General features: G+C 70.7%; 14 protein-coding genes and 1 riboswitch. Of the genes, 8 read left to right on the top strand and 6 right to left on the bottom strand.

From position 1 onward, the window contains the following. Positions 1 to 36 precede the first annotated feature (36 nt). Positions 37 to 1,146, bottom strand: coding sequence for a THUMP domain-containing class I SAM-dependent RNA methyltransferase (locus WME83_RS35570; protein WP_437314152.1), 1,110 nt, complete (start codon positions 1,144 to 1,146; stop codon positions 37 to 39). A 344-nt stretch (positions 1,147 to 1,490) separates the two neighbouring features. Between WME83_RS35570 and WME83_RS35565 the strand changes: the two genes are divergently transcribed. Both WME83_RS35565 and WME83_RS35560 read left to right on the top strand, forming a co-directional pair. Next, positions 1,491 to 1,832: an SPW repeat domain-containing protein gene (locus WME83_RS35565; RefSeq protein WP_437314151.1), complete on the top strand. Its 342-nt coding sequence runs from the start codon at positions 1,491 to 1,493 to the stop codon at positions 1,830 to 1,832. 154 nt (positions 1,833 to 1,986) lie between these two features. Continuing rightward, complete coding sequence (locus WME83_RS35560; RefSeq protein ID WP_437314150.1) at positions 1,987 to 2,724, top strand: pyridoxine 5'-phosphate synthase; 738 nt, start codon at positions 1,987 to 1,989, stop codon at positions 2,722 to 2,724. Between the two features lie 116 nt (positions 2,725 to 2,840). Here WME83_RS35560 and WME83_RS35555 read toward each other — a convergent pair whose 3' ends face one another. The 5 genes from WME83_RS35555 to WME83_RS35535 all read right to left on the bottom strand — a co-directional run bounded on the left by WME83_RS35555 (position 2,841) and on the right by WME83_RS35535 (position 14,080). Further along, positions 2,841 to 8,318 (bottom strand): trifunctional serine/threonine-protein kinase/ATP-binding protein/sensor histidine kinase, encoded by a 5,478-nt coding sequence (locus WME83_RS35555; protein ID WP_437314149.1) that lies wholly within the window; start codon positions 8,316 to 8,318, stop codon positions 2,841 to 2,843. Between the two features lie 21 nt (positions 8,319 to 8,339). Beyond that, a complete protein-coding gene (locus tag WME83_RS35550) occupies positions 8,340 to 9,935 on the bottom strand; it encodes a hypothetical protein (protein ID WP_437314148.1) in 1,596 nt (531 codons plus the stop codon). 36 nt (positions 9,936 to 9,971) lie between these two features. Beyond that, positions 9,972 to 11,054 (bottom strand): hypothetical protein, encoded by a 1,083-nt coding sequence (locus WME83_RS35545; protein WP_437314147.1) that lies wholly within the window; start codon positions 11,052 to 11,054, stop codon positions 9,972 to 9,974. Positions 11,055 to 11,143: 89 nt separating this feature from the next. Beyond that, a complete protein-coding gene (locus WME83_RS35540; protein ID WP_437314146.1) occupies positions 11,144 to 11,680 on the bottom strand; it encodes a hypothetical protein in 537 nt (178 codons plus the stop codon). A gap of 459 nt (positions 11,681 to 12,139) precedes the next feature. Further along, positions 12,140 to 14,080, bottom strand: coding sequence for a protein kinase domain-containing protein (locus WME83_RS35535; protein ID WP_437314145.1), 1,941 nt, complete (start codon positions 14,078 to 14,080; stop codon positions 12,140 to 12,142). Between the two features lie 478 nt (positions 14,081 to 14,558). Between WME83_RS35535 and WME83_RS35530 the strand changes: the two genes are divergently transcribed. From WME83_RS35530 to WME83_RS35505, 6 genes are all read left to right on the top strand, one after another. Beyond that, positions 14,559 to 15,935: a sigma 54-interacting transcriptional regulator gene (locus tag WME83_RS35530; RefSeq protein ID WP_437314144.1), complete on the top strand. Its 1,377-nt coding sequence runs from the start codon at positions 14,559 to 14,561 to the stop codon at positions 15,933 to 15,935. 886 nt (positions 15,936 to 16,821) lie between these two features. After that, the gene (locus WME83_RS35525) at positions 16,822 to 17,838 is read left to right on the top strand and encodes a pectate lyase family protein (protein WP_437314143.1); all 1,017 of its coding nucleotides are present in this window, start codon (positions 16,822 to 16,824) and stop codon (positions 17,836 to 17,838) included. Positions 17,839 to 17,960: 122 nt separating this feature from the next. Then, positions 17,961 to 18,026, top strand: a riboswitch (guanidine-III (ykkC-III) riboswitch). Between the two features lie 21 nt (positions 18,027 to 18,047). Further along, the gene (sugE, locus tag WME83_RS35520) at positions 18,048 to 18,365 is read left to right on the top strand and encodes a quaternary ammonium compound efflux SMR transporter SugE (protein WP_437314142.1); all 318 of its coding nucleotides are present in this window, start codon (positions 18,048 to 18,050) and stop codon (positions 18,363 to 18,365) included. A gap of 57 nt (positions 18,366 to 18,422) precedes the next feature. Beyond that, positions 18,423 to 19,448, top strand: a complete 1,026-nt coding sequence (locus WME83_RS35515; RefSeq protein ID WP_437314141.1) for a dipeptidase — start codon at positions 18,423 to 18,425, stop codon at positions 19,446 to 19,448. A gap of 78 nt (positions 19,449 to 19,526) precedes the next feature. Beyond that, a complete protein-coding gene (locus WME83_RS35510) occupies positions 19,527 to 20,291 on the top strand; it encodes a class I SAM-dependent methyltransferase (protein ID WP_437314140.1) in 765 nt (254 codons plus the stop codon). 111 nt (positions 20,292 to 20,402) lie between these two features. Then, positions 20,403 to 21,614: an NAD(P)/FAD-dependent oxidoreductase gene (locus WME83_RS35505; protein ID WP_437314139.1), complete on the top strand. Its 1,212-nt coding sequence runs from the start codon at positions 20,403 to 20,405 to the stop codon at positions 21,612 to 21,614. Positions 21,615 to 21,813 lie beyond the last annotated feature (199 nt).

Genomic DNA, 21,813 nt, shown 5'->3' with positions numbered 1-21,813 from the left:
GCGCCCGGCCGCGCGCCGCGCGGAGGGAGCGGCGCTTCAGGGGATGTCGTACGTGAGCAGCCGGCACTCGATCGGGCCGTTGAACACGGTGAGCGACCGCTCCGGCCGGCGGCGCATCGCGCGCTCGATGTCCTCGGTGCCGGCGAGGAGGGCGACGCGGTGGCCCGCGAGCCGCGAGAGCGCGGCCGCCATGTCGCGGTAGAGGGCGAGCGTGCCCGGGAGGCGCTCGCCGTACGGCGGGTTGGTCAGCACGTGGCCCGGCGGCGCCGTCGGCGCGAGCGCGGCGATGGGCTCGCAGCGCACCTCGATCTGCACGCCGGCCATGCGGGCGTTGCCGCGGGTGATCTCGGCGGCGCGGGGGTCGATGTCGGCGGCGAGGATCGGCGGGCCCTCCGGCCGGATCCGGGCGCGGGCGGCGTCGCGGAGGGCGGTCGTGCGCTGCGCGGCGGCGTGATCGTGGCAGGCCCACCGCTCGAAGCCGAAGCGCTGCGCGCGCAGGCCGGGGGCGATGTCCCGCGCCCAGAGCGCCGCCTCGAGGGCGATGGTGCCGGCGCCGCACATCGGGTCGACGAGCGGGCGGGCGCGGTCCCAGCCGGAGAGGCGGAGCAGCGCGGCGGCGAGGGTCTCCTTGAGCGGCGCCCCGCCGATGTGCGTGCGGTAGCCGCGGCGGTGGAGCGAGGCGCCGCCGAGGTCCGCGTAGAGCGTCGCGCGGTCGCGGACGAGGTGGACGAAGAGGGCGAGGTCCGGGTCGTCGAGGTCGACCGACGGGCGCGCGCCGACGCGGCGGCGGATCTGGTCGACGATGGCGTCCTTGGTCCGCTGGGCGATGAACTGGGTGTGGGTCAGCGCGCTCGAGCGGCAGGAGGCGCGGACGGCGAGCGTGTGGACCGGGCTCAGGTACGGGGCCCAGTCGACGCGGGAGACGCCCTCGTAGAGCGCGTCCCCGCTGGGCGCGTCGAAGGCGGCGAGCTCCGCGAGCACGCGCACGGCGGTGCGAAGCTCGATGCAGGCGCGGAAGCCCTCGTCCGCCGCGCCGGAGAAGTGGACCCCGCCGCGATCGGCGCGGACGCCGCGGAATCGGAGCTCGCGGAGCTCGTCGCGGAGCGCGGGCTCGGTGCCTTTGGCGGCGGTCGCGAAGAAGTCCATGGCGACCGGGCTTGTAGCCGAACCGCCGGCTCCTGGCCCTCACGAACGGCCGCCGCCGCGCCGTGGACGCCGCGCCGCTGCGCCGCCGGGCGAGCCGCGCCGGTCGCGGGGCCGCGGGGGCCGCGGCGGTGGCACCGGATTCGCACGGAGCTCGGCGAGCTCGTTGATGTGTGGACCGGGCGCAGGCACGCGCCGGCGCTCGGCCGAGGGGGTGAGCGGACTCGGCCTTCCCGGGGCCGCTCCGGGGCGTGACGCCCGCGCGCGTCCTGGGGCGAGCGGGCGGGGAGCGAGAGCGCTGCGCGGCGGAGGGCGCCGGCGCGGCGGCAGCAGAGGAGGGGGGAGCCATGCAGCGTCGGACGGCGACCGTGCGCGGCATCAACATCGCGCTCGGGATCTGGTTGTTCATCTCGGCGTTCCTCTGGCGGCACAGCCAGGGGCAGTTCACCAACGCCTGGGTGGTGGGCGCGCTGTGCGTGCTCTTCGCCCTGCTCGCGATCTGGGCGCCCCGGGCGCGCTACCTCAACGCCCTCCTGGCGATCTGGCTCTTCGTCAGCGCCTGGTCGATACCCGCGCTGTCGGCGTGGACGGTGTGGAACAGCGCGCTCGTCGCCATCGGCATCCTCATCGTGTCGCTCGTCCCGGCCGAGGTGGAGGTGCGGGGGGCGCGGACCGTGCCGCGGCTCTAGGGGCGATGGGCCGGCGGGAGGGCGGGGCGCCGCGCCCGGTCCGGCGCCGCCCCGCCGGCCGCGTTTCCACGGCCGGCTCGCGGCGTGTTTCGCCTCGCGGCGTCGATCGTGTATAGCGGCGTCGCCAGCGGCGCGCCCGCGAGAGGATGCCCCCATGAAGCTCAGCGTCAACGTGAACAAGATCGCGCTCCTGCGGAACTCGCGGGGACACGACGCCCCGAACGTCCTCTCCTTCGCGCAGCGGATCGTGTCCTACGGGGCGCACGGCATCACGATCCATCCGCGGGCCGATCGGCGGCACATCACGCCGGACGACGCGCGGGCGGTGACTCGGCACATCACCACCGTCGAGACGAACTTCGAGGGCGATCTCCGCGAGGAGTTCCTGGACCTCACGCTCGAGCTCAGGCCGACGCAGTGCACGCTGGTCCCGGTCACGCCGGGGGAGCTCACGTCGCACCGCGGCTGGGACGTCGTGAAGTGGCGCTTCGTCCTGCAGCCGGTGGTGAAGCGGCTCAAGGAGGAGGGGATCCGGACGAGCCTCTTCGTCGAGGCGGACCCCGCGGTCGTGCCGGTGGTCGCGGAGATGGGGGCCGATCGCATCGAGATCTACACCGGGCCTTACGCGCAGGCGTTCGATCGCGGCGATCACCGCGCGGAGCTCGACAAGATCGTCGCGACCGTGAGGGCCGCCGCGGCGGCCGGGGTCGGGATCAACGCGGGGCACGACCTCACCGTGGAGAACCTCGCGCCGCTCGTGAGCGAGGCGCCGCAGATCCAGGAGGTGTCGATCGGCCACCACCTCGTGGCGCGCGCGCTCGAGGTCGGCATGAAGCAGTCGGTGCTCGACTACCTCGCGGCGGTCGAGGGGCGCGGCGCGCAGGCGCGGTAGCCGGGCGGGGGCCGAGCGCGCCGGCCGGCGCCGCGGCGCGCCAGGCGCCTTCCCGGTCGGGTCGCGTCGCCGCCTCGCCGCGCGCGCCGCTCGCGCCGCCGGCGGCGCCAGCCTGGTCAGCTTCGATGTTTGCTCGGCGGCTCCATCGCGAGGCCGCCGAGCGGCACGGCCGCGGACGGGCGCTGGTCGGGCGCGGGGCAGCGCACCGGCAGCTCGACGATGAACTCCGCGTGGCGCCCTTCCTCGGTGTTCCCGAGCCGGATCGAGCCTCCATGGCCGTGACGCACGATCTCATAACAGATGGAGAGCCCGAGACCGGTACCCTGTCCGTTGGGCTTGGTGGTGAAGAATGGGTCGAAGATCCTCTCGCGGATGGGCTCTGGTATCCCGGTGCCGTTGTCCCAGATCCGGATCTCGGCCATCGACCCGACCCGGCGCGTCGACACGCGGATGCGGGGTGGCTCCACCGAGGCGCCGCCCTCCGCCCGCACCCGCTCACCCACGGAGTAGAGCGCGTTGTTGATCAGGTTGATGATCACGCGAGCGAGCTCCTGATCCATCACCTCGACCGGCGGGAGCGAAGCGTCGAGCTCCTTCTCGACGACCACGTCCAAGGCGGGCGCCGCCGAGAGCTTGCCGAGCACCGCGAGCTCGACCGACTGCTCGATCAGCGCGTTGAGGTTCACCGGTTCCCGGACGCCCGAGAGGACACGGGAGTGCAGCAGCATGCTGTTCACGATGGCGTTCGCGCGCTTGCCGTGCTCCGCGATCTTGTGCGCGTTGATCTTCAGCATCGGGAGCAGCTCCCTCACCTCTGCCAGGACCTCGCTCGTGGTCGGTTCTCCGGGGCGGAGCTCGGCCGCGAGCCTGTCGAGCTCATCCGCGAATCGGACAGACAGCCCGGCGAAGTTGTTGACGAAGTTGAGCGGATTCTTGAGCTCGTGAGCGACGCCCGCCGTGAGATTGCCGAGCGACGCCATCTTCTCCGCCTGGATCAGCTGCCGCTGGGTCTGCTGGAGGTGGTCGAGCGTCGACGCCAGCGCGATGTTCTTGCGCTTGAGCTCCTCGGTGCGCTCCTCGACCTTCTGCTCCAGGTGGTTGTACAGCCGCGCGTTCTCGATCGAGATCGCGACCTGCGACGAGAGCAGGCGGAGCACCTCCAGCCGGCCCGGGGTGAAGGCGTCGGTGATGAGGTTGTTCTCGAGGTACAGGGCGCCGACGAGCTGCCCCTGATGGACGAGCGGGGCGCAGAGCACCGACTTCGGCTGGCAGCGCACGACATAGGGGTCGCTGATCAGCCGCTCATCCCGACCTGCGTCGCGCAGCACCACGCTCTCCCGCGTCCTCGCGACGTAGTTCACCAGCGTATGCGGGAGATCCGGGCTCTGCTCCATCGGGATCGACTGCAGCACGGTGACCTCGCCTGACGGGATCATCCCCTTGGCTTCGATCACGAGGTGGCCGCCCTCCTTGATGAGGAGGATCCCCTTCTCCGCGCCCGCGTTCTCGAGCATGATCTGCATGATCCTCTCCAGGAGCCGACCGAGCATGATCTCGCTGGAGAGCACCTGGGACGCCTTGACGACGGTCGTCCAGTCGAGGTCATGGGGCGCCGACGACACGGTCGCGGCGGTGCCGCTCTGATGCTTGACCTGCGCCGGAGGCGGCCGCATGAGGAGCACGGGGTGCTGCTCGTCGAGCGCGCGGACCTTCGTGTGCGCTCCCCAGGCGAGATAGCAGCCGCGCGCCTCCTGCAGGTACGAGCCGGCCAGCTGCGGTTTGCCCATGCTCAGGTGGAACAGCGCCGCGCGCTCGCAGGCCAGGGCCACCTCGTGGAGGTACTCGTTCTTGCGCGCGGTGGAGATCGCCTCCTCGTAGAGCCTCGCCGCCCGCGTGGATCTGCCCTCGACGCGCGCCTCCTCGGCCAGCACCAAGAGGTATTTGTGGCGGGCGTTCACCGAGCTGTGCTCGGCCCACCTGTGCAAGACCCGCTTTGCTCGCTCGATCGTGCCGCGCAGGCGGCGCCTCTCCGTGCCGTCGGTGTCCGGAACCAGCGAGAGCGCCGCGAGCGCCCGGTAGAACGCGTGGTGAGGGACGAACGCCGAGCTCGGGTCCAGCATGTCCTTGTACGCCTCGAGCCTCGACGCGATCTCCACCACCTCGGCGTGACGATCGAAGAGGTAGCCGATCTGGAGCGATAGCAGCAAATGCTGCGCGCGCTCCATCTCCTCGGTGACGTACGAGTCGGGCTCGAGCGAGTGCGCCCGCGCGCGCAGCGCGTCGGGGTCGGCGTCCTGCAGCTCTCTCGCCCAACGCAGGGTGATCTGCATGCACTGGACCACCTTCTGGGCGTCGGTCCGCTGTCCGAACTCGAGGTATCGGCGAGCCTGCGCCGCGACCTCGCCGATCGGCGTGTCGACCAGGTAGGTCCAGTACGTCGTCAGGCACATGCAATACGACGCTTGCACCAGGTTGCCGGAGTCGATCGCGCACTGGATCGCCTCGGCGAGCAGATCGAGCGCCTTGCGCAGGTGGGACGAGAACGCCTCCAGGAAGCTCGCGATGACGAAGAGCGTTCGACACGTCACGGACGGGTCGTTGAACTTGCGCGCCAGGACCAGGGCGAGCTTGCCATATTCCGCGCCCGTCTCGGGGTCGCGGAACACCGAGCTGTTGAACATGCCGAAGCAGGCGAACGCGAACGACGAGGCCTCGACGTTGCCGTAGGTGAGCGACAGCTGCACGAGCTTGAGGACGATGAGCCCGATCAGCTGCTCGCGCTGCAGCAGGTAGGCAGGGAACCAGAGGGTGATGAGCAGGCCCATCGCCGCTCGGATCTCCGGCGTCATGCGGTCCGGCAGGTCGCTGAGCTCGCTGATCTGCTTGCCCCGCAGCTTCCATCGAACCTGGGCGAGCTCGAGCAGCACCTCACCGATGTGCGGTTTGGACGAGAGCCGTATGCCGAGCAGCCGCAGCGCGAGCAAGCCCGTCTCCACGGCCTGCTCGTACTGGCGCAGGTGCAGGAGCTGCGTCACGCGCGCGGTATGCACCGCGACCCGGTCGCCGTCCGTGCGCGCGTTGCGGAGCAGGAGCGCGAACCGCTCATCGGCCTCCGCGAAGTGGGTCATGAGATAATCGCACTCGGCGCGCTCGAGGTGCAGCGCGAACGTCAGCTCATAACATCGGCTCCACCCCTCCGCCCCGACGAGCTCCGTGCCGGCGGCGAGGTAGCGCAGCGCCGGCTCGTACGCAGCGGCCGCTTTGGCCCTGCGACCGGCGGTGAGATCGAGGGCGGCGATCTCCTCGCGCTCCGTCGCGTCGCGCGCCAGCTCGGCGCCGGCGTTCAGGTGGTTGACCACCTCGAAGAGCCGCTCCGCAAGGCGCTCGGGCGGGAGGCGCTGCCGGAGCAGGCGGCCGATGTCGAGGTGGGTCTTCCTCCGATCCTCGTCGGGGATGAGCGAATAGGCGGCCTGCTGCACGCGGTCGTGCAGGAACTCGTACGGGACGGCGAGCTCCTTCAGCGACTCGTCGGGGGGATCGCCCGGCTCGGCGCCGAGCAGCAGCTTGTAGGACTGATCCGCCGGCAGGATGAGGCCCGCTTGCACGGCCTCCCACAGCGCGTCGCCCGTGTCCCGCGGCGAGCGCTCGTAGACGATGGATAGAATGTTCGAGTCGAAGCGATTCCCGATGCAGGCGGCGAGCTTCACCGCGGTCTGCGCCGCGAGCGGGAGCCGCTGCAGCTTGCCGACCAGGAGGTCGACGACGTTGTCCGTGACCCGCACGGACCTGAGCTGCTCCAGGTCCCAGCGCCACGCGCCCACGCCTCGCTCGTCCGAGAGCTCCGGGTCGAACACGAGCAGCCGCTCCTGGTGGAGCGTCTTCAAGAACTCCATGACGAAGAACGGGTTGCCGTGGGTCTTCTTGGCCAAGAGCGACGCGAGCGGCCCCGCGCGCTCCGCCGTGCACGAGAGGACGTCGACGAGCCACCGCGTGAGATCGGCCTCGGAGAGCGGCGCCAGGGCGAGGTGCGTGACCCTCGTCGTCGCCGCCTGGAGCCGCTCGACGGCGCGGCCCAGCGGGTGCCCGTCCGTGATCTCGTTGTCTCGGTACGCGCCGATCAGCAGCAGGTAGCCGCCGGTCGGGTTGGCGCTCAGGTACTGGAGCAGATCCAGCGACGCAGCGTCGGCCCACTGCAGGTCGTCGAGGAAGAGCACGAGGAGGTGGTCCTTCTGGGCGAAGGCCTGAATGAAGCTCTGGAAGACCTGACGGAGCCGGTTCTGTGCCTCGGCCGGGCCGAGCTGGGGCACGGGCGGCTGCGGGCCGAGGATCAGCTCGAGCTCCGGGATCACGTCGATGATGATCTGGCCGTTCGGGCCCAGCGCGCGTCCGAGCCGCGTCCTCCAGACGGAGAGCCGCTCCTCGTCCTCGGTGAGCAGCTGGCGAATGCTCTGCTGGAACGCGTCGATGAGGGAGCTGTAGGGGAGGCCTCGCTTGAACTGATCGAACTTGCCCGAGAGGAAGCTGCCGGCCTGCCCGACGATGAGCCTGTGGAGCTCGTTGACCAGCGTCGATTTGCCGACGCCGGAGTAGCCATGGACGAGCACGATCTCGGTGGCCCCTCCGACGACGCGCTCGAAGGCGCCCGTGAGGGCGTCGAGCTCCGCGTCGCGCCCGTAGAGCTTCTGCGGGAACTGCAGCCTCTCCGAGCGATCCTGCCTGCCTGTCGGAAACGGCGTTACCTGGCGCGCGGAGCCCCACTCGGCGAGGCAGGTCTCGAGGTCCATGCGCAGCCCGCGGGCGCTCTGGTAGCGCTCCTCGGCCGCCTTGGCCAGCAAGCGCATGACGACGCTCGACAGCGCGGCGGGCACCGCCGGCCGCACCTCGTCCGGCGGCACGGGCCGCCGGGCGATGTGACAGTGCACGAGCTCGAGCAGATCGGCGGCCAAGAACGGCGGCCGGCCGGTCAGCATGTGGTACAGCGTCGCTCCCAGCGAATAGAAGTCGGTGCGGTAGTCGAGGGCCCGGTTCATCCGGCCGGTCTGCTCGGGGGACATGTAGGCCAGGGTCCCCTCGATCAGCGCGAGGCTCTCGATCGTCTGGCTCTCGCGAGGCAGCCGCGAGGCGATGCTGAAATTCGTGAGCTTCGCGTGACCGGTCTCCCGGTCGAACAGGACGTTGCCGGGGTGGATGTCCTTGTGAATGATCTCCCGTTGATTCAAGTCCTCGAGCGCTCGGCAGAGCTGGATGGCGACCTCGAGGAACAGCTGGATATCCAGCCCTTCGGCCGGGATGGCCGAGTGCAGCGGCTCACCCGCGAAATCCTCGAAGACGAGCACCGGCGCGCCCCGGTGCTCCTCCAGCCGCTGGGCCTTCAGGATCCACGGGCTCTCGAGCATCCGGGTCAGCTGGTGCTCGTGCTTGATGCGCGTGACGTCGTGCTTGATGCGCGTGATGTCGAGCAGGGTCGGGTAGGGGACGTGGAGCGCCTTGAGCAGCGCGCGCTCCCCGTCGGCGGATCGGATGGCCCGATAGGTGGCAGTCCGCGCCTCTTCGACGACGGTGGCGATCACTTCGTAGCCAAGGAGGATTTGCATGGGCTGCCCCTTCAAGTGCGACTACTCCTTCCGTTCCGGCTGGGTGTGGGCCGAGGCCGTGCTCGTCATTTCATCGGGCCCGTCGCCGCCCCCCGCGGCAGCCCTAGGTCTAGCCCTCTTCGACAAGCTCCACAAGAAGTCACCGCTGCCGCGAGAGCTCCACACGATTCCGTCGCGCGAGGCCCCTTCCGCGATCGGCGCGCCGGAGTGGCAGCCCATGCAGCTCCCCGTGTGGAACAGCCGGGTCGGCGCGAAGCGCAGAGCGTCGTTCACATCGGCGGCGACCGCATTGCCCCTCTGCAGGTACGTCTCGATCACGGCGTTCACGAGGTAAGCGCGGGACGGCTTGCCGCCGGACTCGTTGACGATGGCGTCGGGCAGCGCCCCCGACGGCGACGGTGCGCTCAAGGGATCCGTCGCCCATTGCGTGCCGATGAGCTCGTAAAATTGCAGCGCGGAGCCGCTCGCCTTGAGCAGCGCCTGGACCTTGCTGTTCAGGGCGGCCGTGTCCTCCCGGATCGGCTGCTGCCGGTGCACCTGGGTGCGGGGGACCCAGGGATCCACGGTGACCGGCCAGACGCGCGCGTCCGGCGGCTCATTGACGGGGCACAGCGGGCAGCTCGGATCGTTGAACAAGGGCTTGAGCGGCTTGCCGCCGTGCGTCTCGAGGTCGTTCACATCCACGTTGTCGATGTGCTCGAACGCGACCCAGGTCCAATGCTTCCTGGTCGCGAGCGTCTTCATCATGAAGTTGGCGCCCACGAGGCCCAACGTCCTCTTCGACGGGCCTGCGTCCGTGCGGATGTACGCCTCCCGGAGGATGAAGCGTTCCTTGATGTCGCCCTTGTCCTCGTCCACCACCTTCCACGCGAGCTTGAGCGCGATCGAGGGCATCTGGTCCACGTTCACCGCGTTGCCCCAGGGGGCCTCGGGGATGTCGTCGTGCTGCGCGCGGTGGGCGATCTGCCCATCGAGGTTGTAGAGCTCGTTCCTCACGAGGAAGTCGAACAAATGCTCGTTGAACAGCACCTCGTAATACACCTTGTTGCCGTTCTGGTCCCAGAGGACGAGCGAATCCGATTGCCTGTCCTCCAGCTGCGCGCCGTGGGCCTCCGTCGTGGAGGCCGCGCCCCGGCCATTCCGCTTGTCTCGCTGCGCGGCGGGGTCCCAGCCATCGGGCTTGGCGCCGTCCGGCCGGAAGACGTCCTGGCCGTTCTTCCAGGTATCCCACCAAGGGGCGCCGGCAGCCGCGAGGCCCAGCCGCGTCCGGCCGTCATCGGCGACCGGCCACGCCATCGCGATGAAGGACTGCCATGCCAGGATGTCGAACAGACGGTTGATCTTCTTGGGTTCTCCGCGCTCTCTGTAGCGCTCGTTCAGCTCGCGGTCGACGTCCCGGGGGAGGGCCGAGCACAGCTCCTGCGTGAAGTCCGGGAAGCTGCTCCACAGCGCTCTCCGGCACCGCTCGTCGTCATCCGGTGGTGCCACGCCGCCGTCCGGAGCGGGGGGAGGAGGCGCAGGGGGGCTCTGCCAGTCGCCTGTCGCGATGCACGACAGGTATGCCGCCCCCGCCAGGATCATCAAAGCCGATCTGTAGATGGACAAATGGCGTTTCATGATGCGGACTCCAAAATGCAGCGTGCGTGTCGGTCGTTAAACCAGAGAGAAGCAGCGCGAGAACCCCAGGTAGGCTTTGGCGGACAGCGCTCGATCCGGGCCCAGGGTGATCTTCAGGTCGATCCAGCGGTGCACGCGAGAGGGCCACTCGTGCGCTCGGTGCCGCTCGCGCGACGAGCCGGGCCACGCCGCGAGGGCGTCGCGCTGCGCGGGCGTGCAGAGGCCGAGCGACGCGAAGCGGTCGAGCGTCGCGCGGCGGCCCGGGTCGAGCTTCCGGGTCGCCAGATCGAAGAGCTCGATCCCGAGCCGAGGGGCGACGACGTCTCCGACGGTGACGTCGATCGTGGCGCGCTCGTCGTCGACGCGCAGCGCATCGAGCGTTCCCTCCAGCTCGCCCGGGTCGCCCGGCCAGCCCACCCCGAGCAGGTAGTCGACGAGCCGGTCGCGCGGCAGCGAGACGTTGAGCTTGAGCGCGACGGGCCGCCTGGCGCTCATGACGGACAGATGGACGACGTGGCCGCCGTCCGGCAACAGGTCGAAGCAGCGGCGCAGCGCGGCGCGCCTCGCCGCCGGCACGGGCACGCCCAGGAGCACGGACACGGCCGTGTCGATGAGCTGAAGCCGGCCGCTCGGGCTGAAGTCGCGCTCCGCCGCCGGGACCTCCAGGTTGGTAAGAGGCCTCGGATCCAGGCAGAGGAGCACAGACGGCTCGACCGGGCCGGTGCGCGCGGCCGGTTGATCGAACTCGAACCAGAGCAGCGGGACCTGCTCCGACAGGAGGGTGCCGGGCGTGGTCCACGCGAGGAGCAGACGCCCTGGAGGGCCCTGGAGCGGGCCGACCTCGGACGCCGGGAGATCGCCGTGCGCCCGAGCGCGATCGCCGCGCGAGCGCGGGAGCCGAGATGCGAGGGCATCCCTCCCTGCCGGAAGGACGCAGGCCAGAACATCGACCCGCGCGGCGGCCGTCCCGAGATGACATTCGAGGGTCATGATCGAGGCGGCGTCGAGCAGGGCTGGAGCGCACCGGCCGAGGGCGCGCCAATCTGCGCCTGACACGAGCGCCGACGGGGCATGGGGCTCGACGAGCCTCAGCGTCTCCTCCGTGGACCAACCGATCATGCTGCGACCTCCTGTCCTCCCGGGCCGTGCCCGCGCGATGATTGCCGACAGCCGCGGTGAACCTCCGAGCAGCGCCCGAGGCTGCCGGCTCACCAGGCCTTGTACCAGTTGTCGCCGCTGAGCTCCGGAACGGCGAGAGCCAGCACGGCCTTGAGCGATTCGTCGTCGAACGGACCTTGCCTGATGCAGTGATTGATCTTCGCTTGCTGAGCGTCGCTCACGTCGAACGCATCCATCAGCGCCTTCCTCGATGCGCCCTTGTCGGCGTGGAAGCGATCGTAGACCTCCTTGGTGTGCACCAGGTGATAGAGGAAGGACAGGACGCCCGGCCTGAGCGCCGCGCCGCTCGCCTGCGCCGCGCGCGCCTGGTCGTCCGCGCCCGCGCCCCTGAAGAGGCTGCCTCTGACCTGGTGCGCCGTGAGATACAGGATATCGGCGACGCGGCTGTCGTTGGGGTACCCCACGTCGCCACATATGCTGAACACGTCCCGTTCGGTGTCGCTCAAGCGAAAGGTCCTCAGTGTTCTCGTCTTGTCATGGTTCAGGTTGAGGCTCGTGTGCCTCAGGTGATAGATCAAGGACAGGACGCCGGGCGGATATTGCGTTGTCTCGGGGGGCATCGTCATCGCTTCCTTCTCTCGGGGGTTCTTCGATGGTTGTTCGCGCGCGTGCCAGGCCGCGCGCGGCTCGGTGGCTCGTGCGTCGTACGGCGTCTCAGGGGCGGTCGCTCGCTGGGGAGGACCGCCTGCTGGGAGCCGCTCGGACCGGTGAACAATGACGTTCCGGATGGATCGGAATCGGTCGAGGACGTGGCTTTGCACGGTGCGTACCAGCCTTCCGCGGCCGTCCGCGGCCCGGCCCACACGCGGGGATGCGGGCGTTTCCAGGCCAGGGCGTGACACGGCGCGCCGGCGTTCCGTCGAGCGCCTGCCGGCGCGGCGCCGGCCGACATGTCGGCGCGGTGCCGGCCGACACGTCGGCGCGGTGCCGGCCGACATGCCGGCGCGGTGCCGGCCGACACGTCGGCGCGGTGCCGGCCGACACGCCGGCGCGGTGCCGGCCGACATGCCGGCGCCTCGCCGGGGCTAGGCCGGTCTGGGCTCCAAGGAGATCTGGACCGTCGGCTCCTCCCCGAGCGGCTGCCGCACCACATCGCGCCCCGCCACCCGGTAGACGATCGTCGACTCCGCCCTCGGCCAGACGCTCCGCGCGCCGGCGCTCTCGAACTTGAAGCCCTGACGGGCGGCCCGGCAGACCGCCTCATCGACGAGGATCTCTCCAGCCAGCGCTGCGCGCGCGAGGTGCGAGGCGGCGTTCACGGCCTCCCCAAGCACCGTGTAGCCGAGCCGGGCGCACGCGTGCGAGCCGACCTCCGCCGCGAGGACGCTGCCCGTCGAGACGCCGGCGCACACCCCGTGAGCGTACGGCGAATCTTTCCCCGCGCGCCGCGCGACCGTCTCGAGCTGCTCGCGTACGGCGACACATGCGGCGAGCGCCCGCTCGAGGTGCTCCGGCCCGTGGAACACCGCCATGACGGCGTCCCCGACGAACTTGTCCACGACGCCGCCCTGCGCGAGGAGCTCCGGCACGATCACCTCGAAATTGGCGTTGAGCAGCCGCGTGGCCTCGGCGGGCGGCCGCTCTTGCGCGACGCGGGTGAACCGGAAGACGTCGACGAACGCGACGGTGGCCTCCAGCGCCTCGCTCGCGGCCGCGCCCGCGGGCCCGAGCGCCCGGAGCCGCTCGACCAGGGCGGCGTTCGTGAACTTCCGCAGGAGGTCGTTCTCCTCGTTCGCCTGGGCCTTCTGCCGATGCTGCTCCACGGAGCGGAGGGTCTTCTCCAGCGTGGTCTCGAGGTCGGCGAAATCGATCGGCTTGAAGAGGAAGTCGAACGCCCCACGGTTCATCGCGCGACGGATGTTGGTCATGTCGCCATACGCGGACACGATCACCGTCCTCGCGAGCGGGTTCACCTCGGGGATGCGCTCGAGCAGGGTCAGCCCATCCATGACTGGCATGTTGATGTCGGCGACGACGACGTCGATGTCCGGGTGTCGCCGGAGCTCCTCGAGGGCGCGCTGGCCGTCCTCGGCGAAGATGAGCTCGTAAGCGGTGCTGCTCTTGTTCCTGCGGAAATGCAGCTTCAACAGGAGGTGCATGTCCGGCTCGTCATCGACGACGAGGATCTTGGCGGGCTTGCTCCCCGCGTCGCACACCGCGGCGAACGCCGCGACGAGCTCGCGGGACGACTGGAATCTCCGGGTCCGGTCCTTCGCCAGGGCGCGCTCGAAGAACCGATCGAAGCCCGGGAGCAGGGCAGGGTCGAGCGACGAAGGCAGCGGGAAAGGATCGGTGCAGATGCTGACGATGAGCCCTGGCAGGTTTTCCATTGAGAACGGAAGACGGCCGGTGAGCGCGCGATAGGCGATGACACCGAGCGACCAGAGGTCGGCCAGGGGATGGGGAACGGCGCCGCGGACCTGCTCCGGGCTCATGTACGCGGGGGTTCCGAGGCGCACGCCGCTCCAGTTGCGGGCCTCGGACAGCCGCCATCCCACCCCGAAATCGAGGATCTTCACGGACTCGCCGGATGCGCCCCGGGCGAGGAAGACGTTCGCCGGCTTGAGATCGCAATGGACGATGCCCGCCGCGCTCGCCGCCTCGAGGCCCGAGCTGAGCTGCCGCAGCAAGGACAGCACGGTCGCCGCCGGGAGCTGACGCGCGCGGCGGAGCCGGGTCTCGAGGTCCTCCCCCTCGAGCAGCTCCATGACGATGTACGGAGAGCCCTCATCGATGCCGTAGTCATGGACCTGAACGATGTGCTCGTTCCGGAGCCGGGCGACGGTCGTCGCCTCCTGCTCGAAGTTACGCCGCGCTTCGAAGGAGGCGACGTTCTCGGGCATCATGAGCTTGAGCGCCACGTCCCGGCGCAGCATCTGGTCGAAGGCCTGCCAGACGATCCCCATGCCGCCTCGGCCGATCTCACGCTCGAGCGCGTACCTCCCGCCGACCGTTTGCCCCTTCACAAAAAAAAATACCTACGCGCGTGCGTACATGGTGTCAACGGGCGTCACGCCGGCGCCGCCCACGCGACCTCGGGGCCCAATGCGGCTCGATGTGCTCGGATGTGCGCGTCGAGCCGCGCGCCTGCGGCGGAGGCCAAGTGCAGGCTTCACCGAGCTTGCAAGTGTTTTCTACGGACGCGTATTCTCGGAATCCATGGTGACCGAGCGAACAGGGCTCACCACGCTCGCGAATGCGACGACGCAGCATCCCGATACGGGCCCGTCGCGGCGGGACAGCACTCGCCCGGTTCCGGCCCTGACCGTCCTCTACCATCCTCGTCTGGAGCGCGTCGGTGAGCGCGCCGTCCTCGCTGATCTCGCGCTTCGCGATGCGCTCGCGCTGTCGCGGCTGGAACCGTGCTTCGGTCCACCCGGCGAGCTCGTCCGCGCGCCGCTCGGGGATACCCACCTGAGCCGCAAGCCCCTGCGCATCATTGCGTTGCCCGATGACCGGATCCGGCTGGAGGCGGCGGAGGGCGGCTCGCGCGTCACGGTGGATGGCGCCTCGCTGGAGGGGACCCGCGATCTCTCGCCCGGGTCGGTGTCGCGCGGGGTCGTTGTCGAGCTCGCCAATCGCGTCGTCCTGCTGCTCCACAGGGTTGATCCGTCCCCGCGCGAACCGGGTGATCGATTCGGTCTGGTCGGTCATAGCGATCTCCTGGAGCGGACGCGGCGGGACATCCGCCGCGTCGCCGACCTCGGAACCGCGGTCCTCCTCCGCGGGGAGACAGGCACGGGCAAGGAGCTCGTCGCGAGGGCGATCCACCAGGCCGGCGACCGGCGCAATCAGCCTTTCGTGGCCGTCAATATGGCGGCGATTCCTCCCTCGCTGGCGGCCGCGGAGCTCTTTGGCGCCGAGCGCGGGTCGTATACGGGAGCCCTGCGCGACCGGCCCGGCTACTTTGGCTCGGCCGAGGGCGGGACGCTGTTCCTCGACGAGATCGGCGAAGCGCCGCCCGACGTGCAGGCGATGCTCCTGAGGGCCCTCGAGGCGGGCGAGATCCAGGCGGTGGGCGCCCAGCAGCCGAAGAAGACCCGCATTCGACTGATCACCGCCACGGACGCCGACCTCGAGGCCAAAGTGGCCGAGGGGGTCTTTCGCGCTCCGCTGCTCCACCGCCTGGCCGGCTACGAGATTGCGCTCCCTCCCCTCCGGGAGCGCAGAGACGACATCGGGCGCCTGCTCGTTCACTTCCTGCGCGAGGAGCTCGCGGCCTCGGGCGACGCGCATCGGCTCGACGCGCCGGCGCCCGACGGCGCCCCGTGGTTGCCGGCGTCGGTGGTGGCTCGGCTCGCGCGCTACGATTGGCCGGGGAACGTTCGCCAGCTCCGGAACGTGGCGCGGCAGCTGGTCGTGGGGAGCCAGGGCGCAGCGCGTCTGGAGGAGGCGCCGGCGCTCGACTACCTGCTCCAGCGGGCGGCCCCGGAGCCGCGGGGCCACGCGGGCGAGGACCGCGCGGCTGCGCCGAGGCCGGCTCGGCCGGAGAGCGCGGCGGCCGCGCGGGCGAGCTCGGGCTCGCCCAAGGGCGCCGGCTGGCGCAAGCCCTCCGACGTACGTGAAGAGGAGCTGATCGATGCGCTCCGCCGGAGCCGGTGGGATTTCAAGGCCGCCGCCGAGCAGCTCGGCGTCTCGCGGACGTCGCTCTATGCGCTCGTGGAGAGCTGCCCGCAGGTCCGCCAGGCGAGCCACCTCCCGCCGGACGAGGTCGCGCGCTGTTACGAGGAGTGCGGTGGTCACATCGACGCGATGGTGGAGCGCCTCAAGGTCTCGAAGCGCGCGCTCCAGCGCAGGATCCGCGAGCTGCGCCTGGCATGAGCGACGGCGTAGCGCCGCGGGCGCCGGCGCGCCGTGGAAGGATCGCCCGAGCGACGAGCGCGCCCGAAGAGAAGCGCTCTCTTGTGCATCCTCCTCGCCTGAGGGCTCGCGCGCTGATCGGCTGAGCGCCGCTATCGTATCGATTGCGACGCGCACGACGCGCGTTTGATGCGTCGATAAACCCGGGCCGAGAATGCCGTGCGTGTCCGCCGCGCCGAGGCCGAGAGACGCGCTCCGCCGGCGTGCTCGATGTCGTCGCGGGTGGGAGCGCGCCGGTGTTCCATGAGTCCGCTCGTGCGCTTCGAGCGCAGGATAACCAAGCTCGCTTCATCTGGCGATATGAAATTGCCAAATCGATTCTGATGTGCCCTGTCGTACAGATTGGCAATTGTCGATTGCCATTCATGAAGTCGGTCCTGTAGGGTCATCACACTACGGCTTGCGGTTAAGACGTACGAAAGGGGAGCGAGACGTCATGACATATCTTCCTACTTGTTCTTCCATTGGAGCACAGGGTCTTCGCCGCCTCGGCTGCGCGCTCGCAGCGGCCTCTGCGCTCACCGCGATGTCGGCTCCGGCGAGCGCGCTCCCGGCGTTCCCCGGCGCAGAGGGCTTTGGCGCCGTCGCGACCGGCGGTCGCGGCGGGCGCGTCATCAAGGTCACCAACCTGCGATCGAGCGGGGCGGGGAGCCTGCAGGCGGCGCTCGACGCGAGCGGGCCGCGCATCATCGTCTTCGACGTGAGCGGCGTGATCGAAGGGGACGTCGTCGTCCGGAATGGCGATGTGACGATCGCCGGCCAGACCGCGCCTGGCGCGGGCATCACCGTGCGCGGGCGCCTGCTCTCCAGGTACTCCAACGCGGTCAACAACGTCATTGTAAGATTCTTGCGAGTCCGCCCCGTGTTCGACGGCTCGGCCGGAGAGCAGTTCGACGGAGCGCAGTTCTCGCTGAACTCGAAGCTGATCCTCGATCACGTCTCGATCGCCTGGGGCGTCGACGAGACCCTGGATCTCTATGAGGCGGACGACGTCACGGTCCAGTGGTCCACCATCGAGTCGTCATCGATCACGGGGCATCCAGAGGGGGCGCATAATTACGGTCTCATCAACGGCCCTGACGGCCATCGGATCACGTTGCATCACAACCTGTTCGCCCATCACAAGGCGAGGTGCCCCGCGGTCGCGAACGGCCCCGCGGATATCCGCAACAACGTGGCCTACAACGTCAGACACGGGTTCGTGCACCACAACCGGGCGAGCGGCCAGTTCAACATCGTGGGCAACGCGTACATCAAGGGGCCGAGCGATCAGCTGATCCCCTTCTATTTCGACGGCAGCGCCGGCGCGGGGCTCAAGTACTTCTTCGCCGACAACTACATCGACGATCCCGGCAAGCTCACGGGGGTGGTCGACAACCCCTGGCAGAAGCCGTACCTCCACCCGAGCTTCAGCCGGCTCAACAAGCCCGAGTCGTACCGCGCCTCGTCGCAGTTCAACTTCTCGCGCGACGTCCCGGGGTACATCCCCGTGACGACGCACCGCGCGGAGGACGCCTATCGGCTCGTCCTCGCGCAGGCCGGCGCGCTGCCGCGCGACGTGGTGACGAAGGGCGTCCTCCGGAACATCGAGCGCCGCGACGGCGCGTGGGGCGCTCGCTACGTGAACAACCTGATGGAAGGGCTCACCCCCGGGACGGCGCCCGCCGACGCCGACCGCGACGGGATGGCGGACGCGTGGGAGCGCGCGCGCGGCCTCAGCTCCTCCAACGCGAACGATCACAGCCGGGTGATGCCGTCCGGATACACCGCGATCGAGGAGTACATCAACGAGCTCGCCGCCGCGCTGATCAGCACGGCAGAGTCCAGCGTGGCGTTCCAGGGCGAGGAGGAGGAGACCGACTAGCCAGCTCCACCCGGCCCGCGCCGCGACGCTCGTCGAGCGCGGGCCGAACCGAGCCGTCACAGCCGCGGCGCACCGCGTCGACAGCGCCCCTTTGCACGGCCCGTCGCGCCTGCTAGGTTCCCCCCGGCGCCCCACGGGAGCGTCCCGGACGAGACGCGCCGTACCCGGTCAGGATAAGACGACGCAGCCACATCACGAGGAGATTCGTCATGTCCTGGCTGTTGTTGCTCCTGGCAGGTCTGCTCGAAGTCTGCTGGGCCGTCGGACTCAAGTACACACAGGGCTTCACGCGCCCCCTGCCCACCGTGCTCACGATCTCCGCGATCGTCGCGAGCCTCGTCCTCCTCGAGGCCGCCTCGCGCACCCTGCCCATCGGCACGGCCTACGCCGTCTGGGTCGGCATCGGCGCGTTCGGGGCGGCGATCGCCGGCATCGTCCTGTTCGGCGAGCCCGCCACGCCCGCGAGGCTCGGGTTCCTCGCGCTCCTCGTCGTGTCCATCCTCGGCCTCAAGCTGTCGAGCTCCTGAGCCGCCGCCCCGCGCGGCGCGCGCGACCGAGCGCCCCGCCTCGACTAACCTCCCCCCATGCACGGAAGCCCCGAAGCCCGCGCCCTGCACGCGCAGTTCCCCGCCGTCGACCTCCACGCCGACAGCCTCATGTGGTCGCGCTGGGTAGGCTACGATCTGCACGAGCGCCACGAGCCGATGCTGCCGTTCGCGGCCCTGGGCGGGCACGTCGACGTCCCGCGGCTCGTCGAGGGCGGCGTCGGCGCGCAGTTCTTCGGCCTGGTCTCGCTGCCCATCGGCCAGCGGCGCGGGCTCGCCGCCGTCGTCGACGAGCAGATCGACCTCCTGGAGCAGGCCGCGCTCGCGCAGCCGGATCGCCTCGTCAAGGCGCGCACCGCCGAGGACGTCGAGGCGGCGAGGGCCCGCGGCGCCGTCGCGGCGCTGCTCGGGATCGAGGGCGCGCACGCGCTCGAGGGCGAGCTCGACACGCTCGAGCGCTTCGCGCGGCGCGGCGTGCGCTACCTCGGGCTCTGCCACTTCAGCGCCAACGACGTGTGTTATCCCGCCTACGGCCGTGGTCGCAGGGACGGTGAAGGCCTCACCCCCTTCGGCCGCGACGTCGTGCGCCGCGCCGAGGAGCTCGGCGTCATCGTCGACCTCGCGCACATCAACCGCGCTGGCTTCCTCGAGGCGTGCGCGCTCGCGCGCCGGCCGCCCCTCGTCAGCCACACCGGCGTCGCCGGCGCGTTCGACCACTGGCGCAACATCGATGACGACCAGCTCCGCGCCCTCGCCGACCGCGGCGGGTGCGCCGGGATCATCTTTTGCCCGCTCTACCTCGGCGGCAACGGGCTCGCTCCCGTGGTCAAGCACCTCCTGCACATCATCGACGTTGCCGGCGAGGACACCCCCGCGCTCGGATCCGATTGGGACGGCTTCATCGTTCCCACTCGCGAGCTCCGCGACGCCGCGCACCTTCCGCTCTTGACGGATGCGCTGCTCCAAGCCGGGTTGAGCGAGCGTGTCATCGGCAAGCTGCTGCGCGGGAACGCAATGCGCGTCTTGCGCGACAATCCGCTTCCAACACAGCTTCCGGTTGCGTAGCCTCTCGACAGGGCCGTCGGGGTGGGTGGTCCCTCCGGCGCTGGTCGAACTCATCCTCACGCGGAGCGGACGCAGGCCATGACTCTCCATCGCCTCGCTGCACAGGGCTACGCGACTGCAGCGGATGCTTACGAGAAAGGGCGCCCCGACTACCCGCGCGGCGCGATCGAGCTGCTGCTCGACACGCTGCGCATCGACGCCGCCAGCACGGTGCTCGATCTCGGCGCGGGGACCGGCAAGCTCACGCGCCTCCTCGTGCCGACGGGCGCCCGGCTCCTCGCGCTCGAGCCGGTCGAGGGGATGCGCCGCAAGCTGGGCCAGATGGTCCCGTCCGCCGTGCTGCTGGACGGCGTGGCCGAGGCGATCCCCCTGCCCGAGGCGTCGGTCGACGCCGCGGTCGCCGCGCAGTCGTTCCACTGGTTCCACGGCGATCTCGCGCTCGCCGAGGTCCACCGGGTGCTCCGGCCGCGGGGGCGCCTCTCGCTGCTCTTCAACCTGCGGGACGAGCGGGTCGACTGGGTCGCGCGCATCTCCCGCATCCTCAACCGCTACGGCCGCGATGCCCCGGTCCACCGGATCGGCGCGTGGCGCCGGCCGTTCTCCGAGACCCGCCTCTTCGCGCCGATCGGAGAGCACGAGTTCACCCACGCGCAGGAGCTCGATCTCGACGGGCTCCTCGAGCGCGTCGCCTCGATCAGCTACATCGCCGCGCTCCCCCTGAAGGAGCGGTACTCGGTCCTGAACGAGGTCCGCGATCTGGCCGGGACCCACCCGGATCTCGCGGGCAAGAGCGCGTACCTCTTCCCGTACCGCACGCAGGTGGCCTCCTACGAGCGGCGCTGAGCCGCCGCGCGCCCGCGCGCCCCCTCCGGACGAGCCCGCCTGTTCGCGAGCGTCCCGCCCGCCGAGCATCCCGCGCCCGCGGCGCGAGGCGCCGTGCTAGAGCGGCGCCCCATGTCGGCGCATGAAGTCGTGATCGTCGGCGGCGGGCCCGCGGGCCTGAGCACGGCGCTCTTCCTCGCCCACCATCGCCCGGCCCTCACCGACAGGATCGTGGTGCTCGAAAAGGAGCGCTACCCGCGGGACAAGTGCTGCGCAGGCGGGCTCGGCCAGCGCGCCGACAGGGCGCTCGCGGCGATCGGGGTGACGATCGACGTGCCCTCGGTCGTGGTGCACGGCGTCAGCGCGGCCTTCCAGACGGGCGAGATCGCGCTCCGCGAGGGGAACATCGGCCGCGTCGTCCGGCGCGTCGAGTTCGATCGCGCGCTCGCGCTCGCCGCGCGCGCCCGCGGCGTCCGGATCGTCGAGGGGGCGCGGGTCACCGCCGCCTCGCTGGGCCCGGACGGCGCGCGGGTCGAGAGCTCGGCCGGGGACTTCGACGGCCGCGTCGTCGTCGGCGCGGACGGCGTCGGCAGCGTCGTCCGCCGCGCGATGGGGCTGCCGTTCGGCCGGCTGCGCGCGCAGGCCGTCGAGGTCGACACCGAGCCCGTCGCGGGGGACCGGGCGCGCGACCTCTTGCACTTCGAGATGCGGGATCGCTCGTTCGCCGGCTACCTGTGGGACTTCCCCACGATCGTGGGCGGGCGCGAGCTCGTCTGCCGGGGGGCGTACGTGCTGCACGAGGGCGCCCTCGGCGCGGCGCGACCGGCCCCCGACGCCGAGCGCGTCCTCCGGAGCCGGCTCGAGGCGCTCGGCCTCGACCCGGACCGCTACCGGCGGAAGCGCTTCGCCGAGCGCGGCCTCGACCCGAGGGCCGCGATCGCGCGGCCCGCCGCCCTGCTCGTCGGCGAGGCCGCGGGCATCGATCCGATGCTGGGCGAGGGCATCGCGCAGGCGATCGCCTACGGCGCGCTCGCGGGCGCGTACCTCGCCGAGAAGCTCGAGGCCGGCGACCTCGGGTTCGGCGACTGGGGCCGGCGGGTCGAGCGATCGCTGCTCGGCCTGGACCTCCGGTTCCGGCGCCGGGCGATGCGCGCCTTCTACGGCGCGCCGCGCGAGCGCGTCGAGCGCTACCTCCTCCGCGAGCCGTCGTTCCTGCGCTTCGGCATGCGCCACTTCGCCGGTAGCCCCCAGCCGGCGCCCGACGCGCTCCGCGCCGCGGCGACGGGCGCGCTCGTCGCCGGCCGGATCGGGCTCGAACGCCTGGTCGCGTCGCTCCCCCCGTGAGCGGCGGTCACCCGCTTCGGATACGGGCCCATCTCGACGTTTTCGGTGCTCAGCGCACGGGAGTGCGCTTCCGCGCCGAAAACGCCGAGCTGGGCCCGTCTCCTGTGCGGGTGACCGCCGCTCTGTAACGCCAGCGACGGGCGAAGACCGCTCTGGCGAGGCGCGCCGCGCCCGGCCGACGGGGCGTCCGTGTGCGCTG

Source organism: Sorangium sp. So ce385, assembly GCF_051474135.1.
Lineage (GTDB): Bacteria > Myxococcota_A > Polyangia > Polyangiales > Polyangiaceae > Sorangium > Sorangium cellulosum_D.
The sequence above is the reverse complement of the archived record's forward strand: the minus strand, read 5'-3'. Positions and strand labels throughout refer to the sequence as shown.

Coding starts and splice junctions, on each gene's coding strand:
- WME83_RS35570 (WP_437314152.1), bottom strand. CDS start 1,146: ATGGACTTCTTCGCGACCGCCGCCAAAGGCACCGAGCCCGCGCTCCGC.
- WME83_RS35565 (WP_437314151.1), top strand. CDS start 1,491: ATGCAGCGTCGGACGGCGACCGTGCGCGGCATCAACATCGCGCTCGGG.
- WME83_RS35560 (WP_437314150.1), top strand. CDS start 1,987: ATGAAGCTCAGCGTCAACGTGAACAAGATCGCGCTCCTGCGGAACTCG.
- WME83_RS35555 (WP_437314149.1), bottom strand. CDS start 8,318: ATGCAAATCCTCCTTGGCTACGAAGTGATCGCCACCGTCGTCGAAGAG.
- WME83_RS35550 (WP_437314148.1), bottom strand. CDS start 9,935: ATGAAACGCCATTTGTCCATCTACAGATCGGCTTTGATGATCCTGGCG.
- WME83_RS35545 (WP_437314147.1), bottom strand. CDS start 11,054: ATGATCGGTTGGTCCACGGAGGAGACGCTGAGGCTCGTCGAGCCCCAT.
- WME83_RS35540 (WP_437314146.1), bottom strand. CDS start 11,680: ATGACGATGCCCCCCGAGACAACGCAATATCCGCCCGGCGTCCTGTCC.
- sugE (WP_437314142.1), top strand. CDS start 18,048: ATGTCCTGGCTGTTGTTGCTCCTGGCAGGTCTGCTCGAAGTCTGCTGG.
- WME83_RS35515 (WP_437314141.1), top strand. CDS start 18,423: ATGCACGGAAGCCCCGAAGCCCGCGCCCTGCACGCGCAGTTCCCCGCC.
- WME83_RS35510 (WP_437314140.1), top strand. CDS start 19,527: ATGACTCTCCATCGCCTCGCTGCACAGGGCTACGCGACTGCAGCGGAT.
- WME83_RS35505 (WP_437314139.1), top strand. CDS start 20,403: ATGTCGGCGCATGAAGTCGTGATCGTCGGCGGCGGGCCCGCGGGCCTG.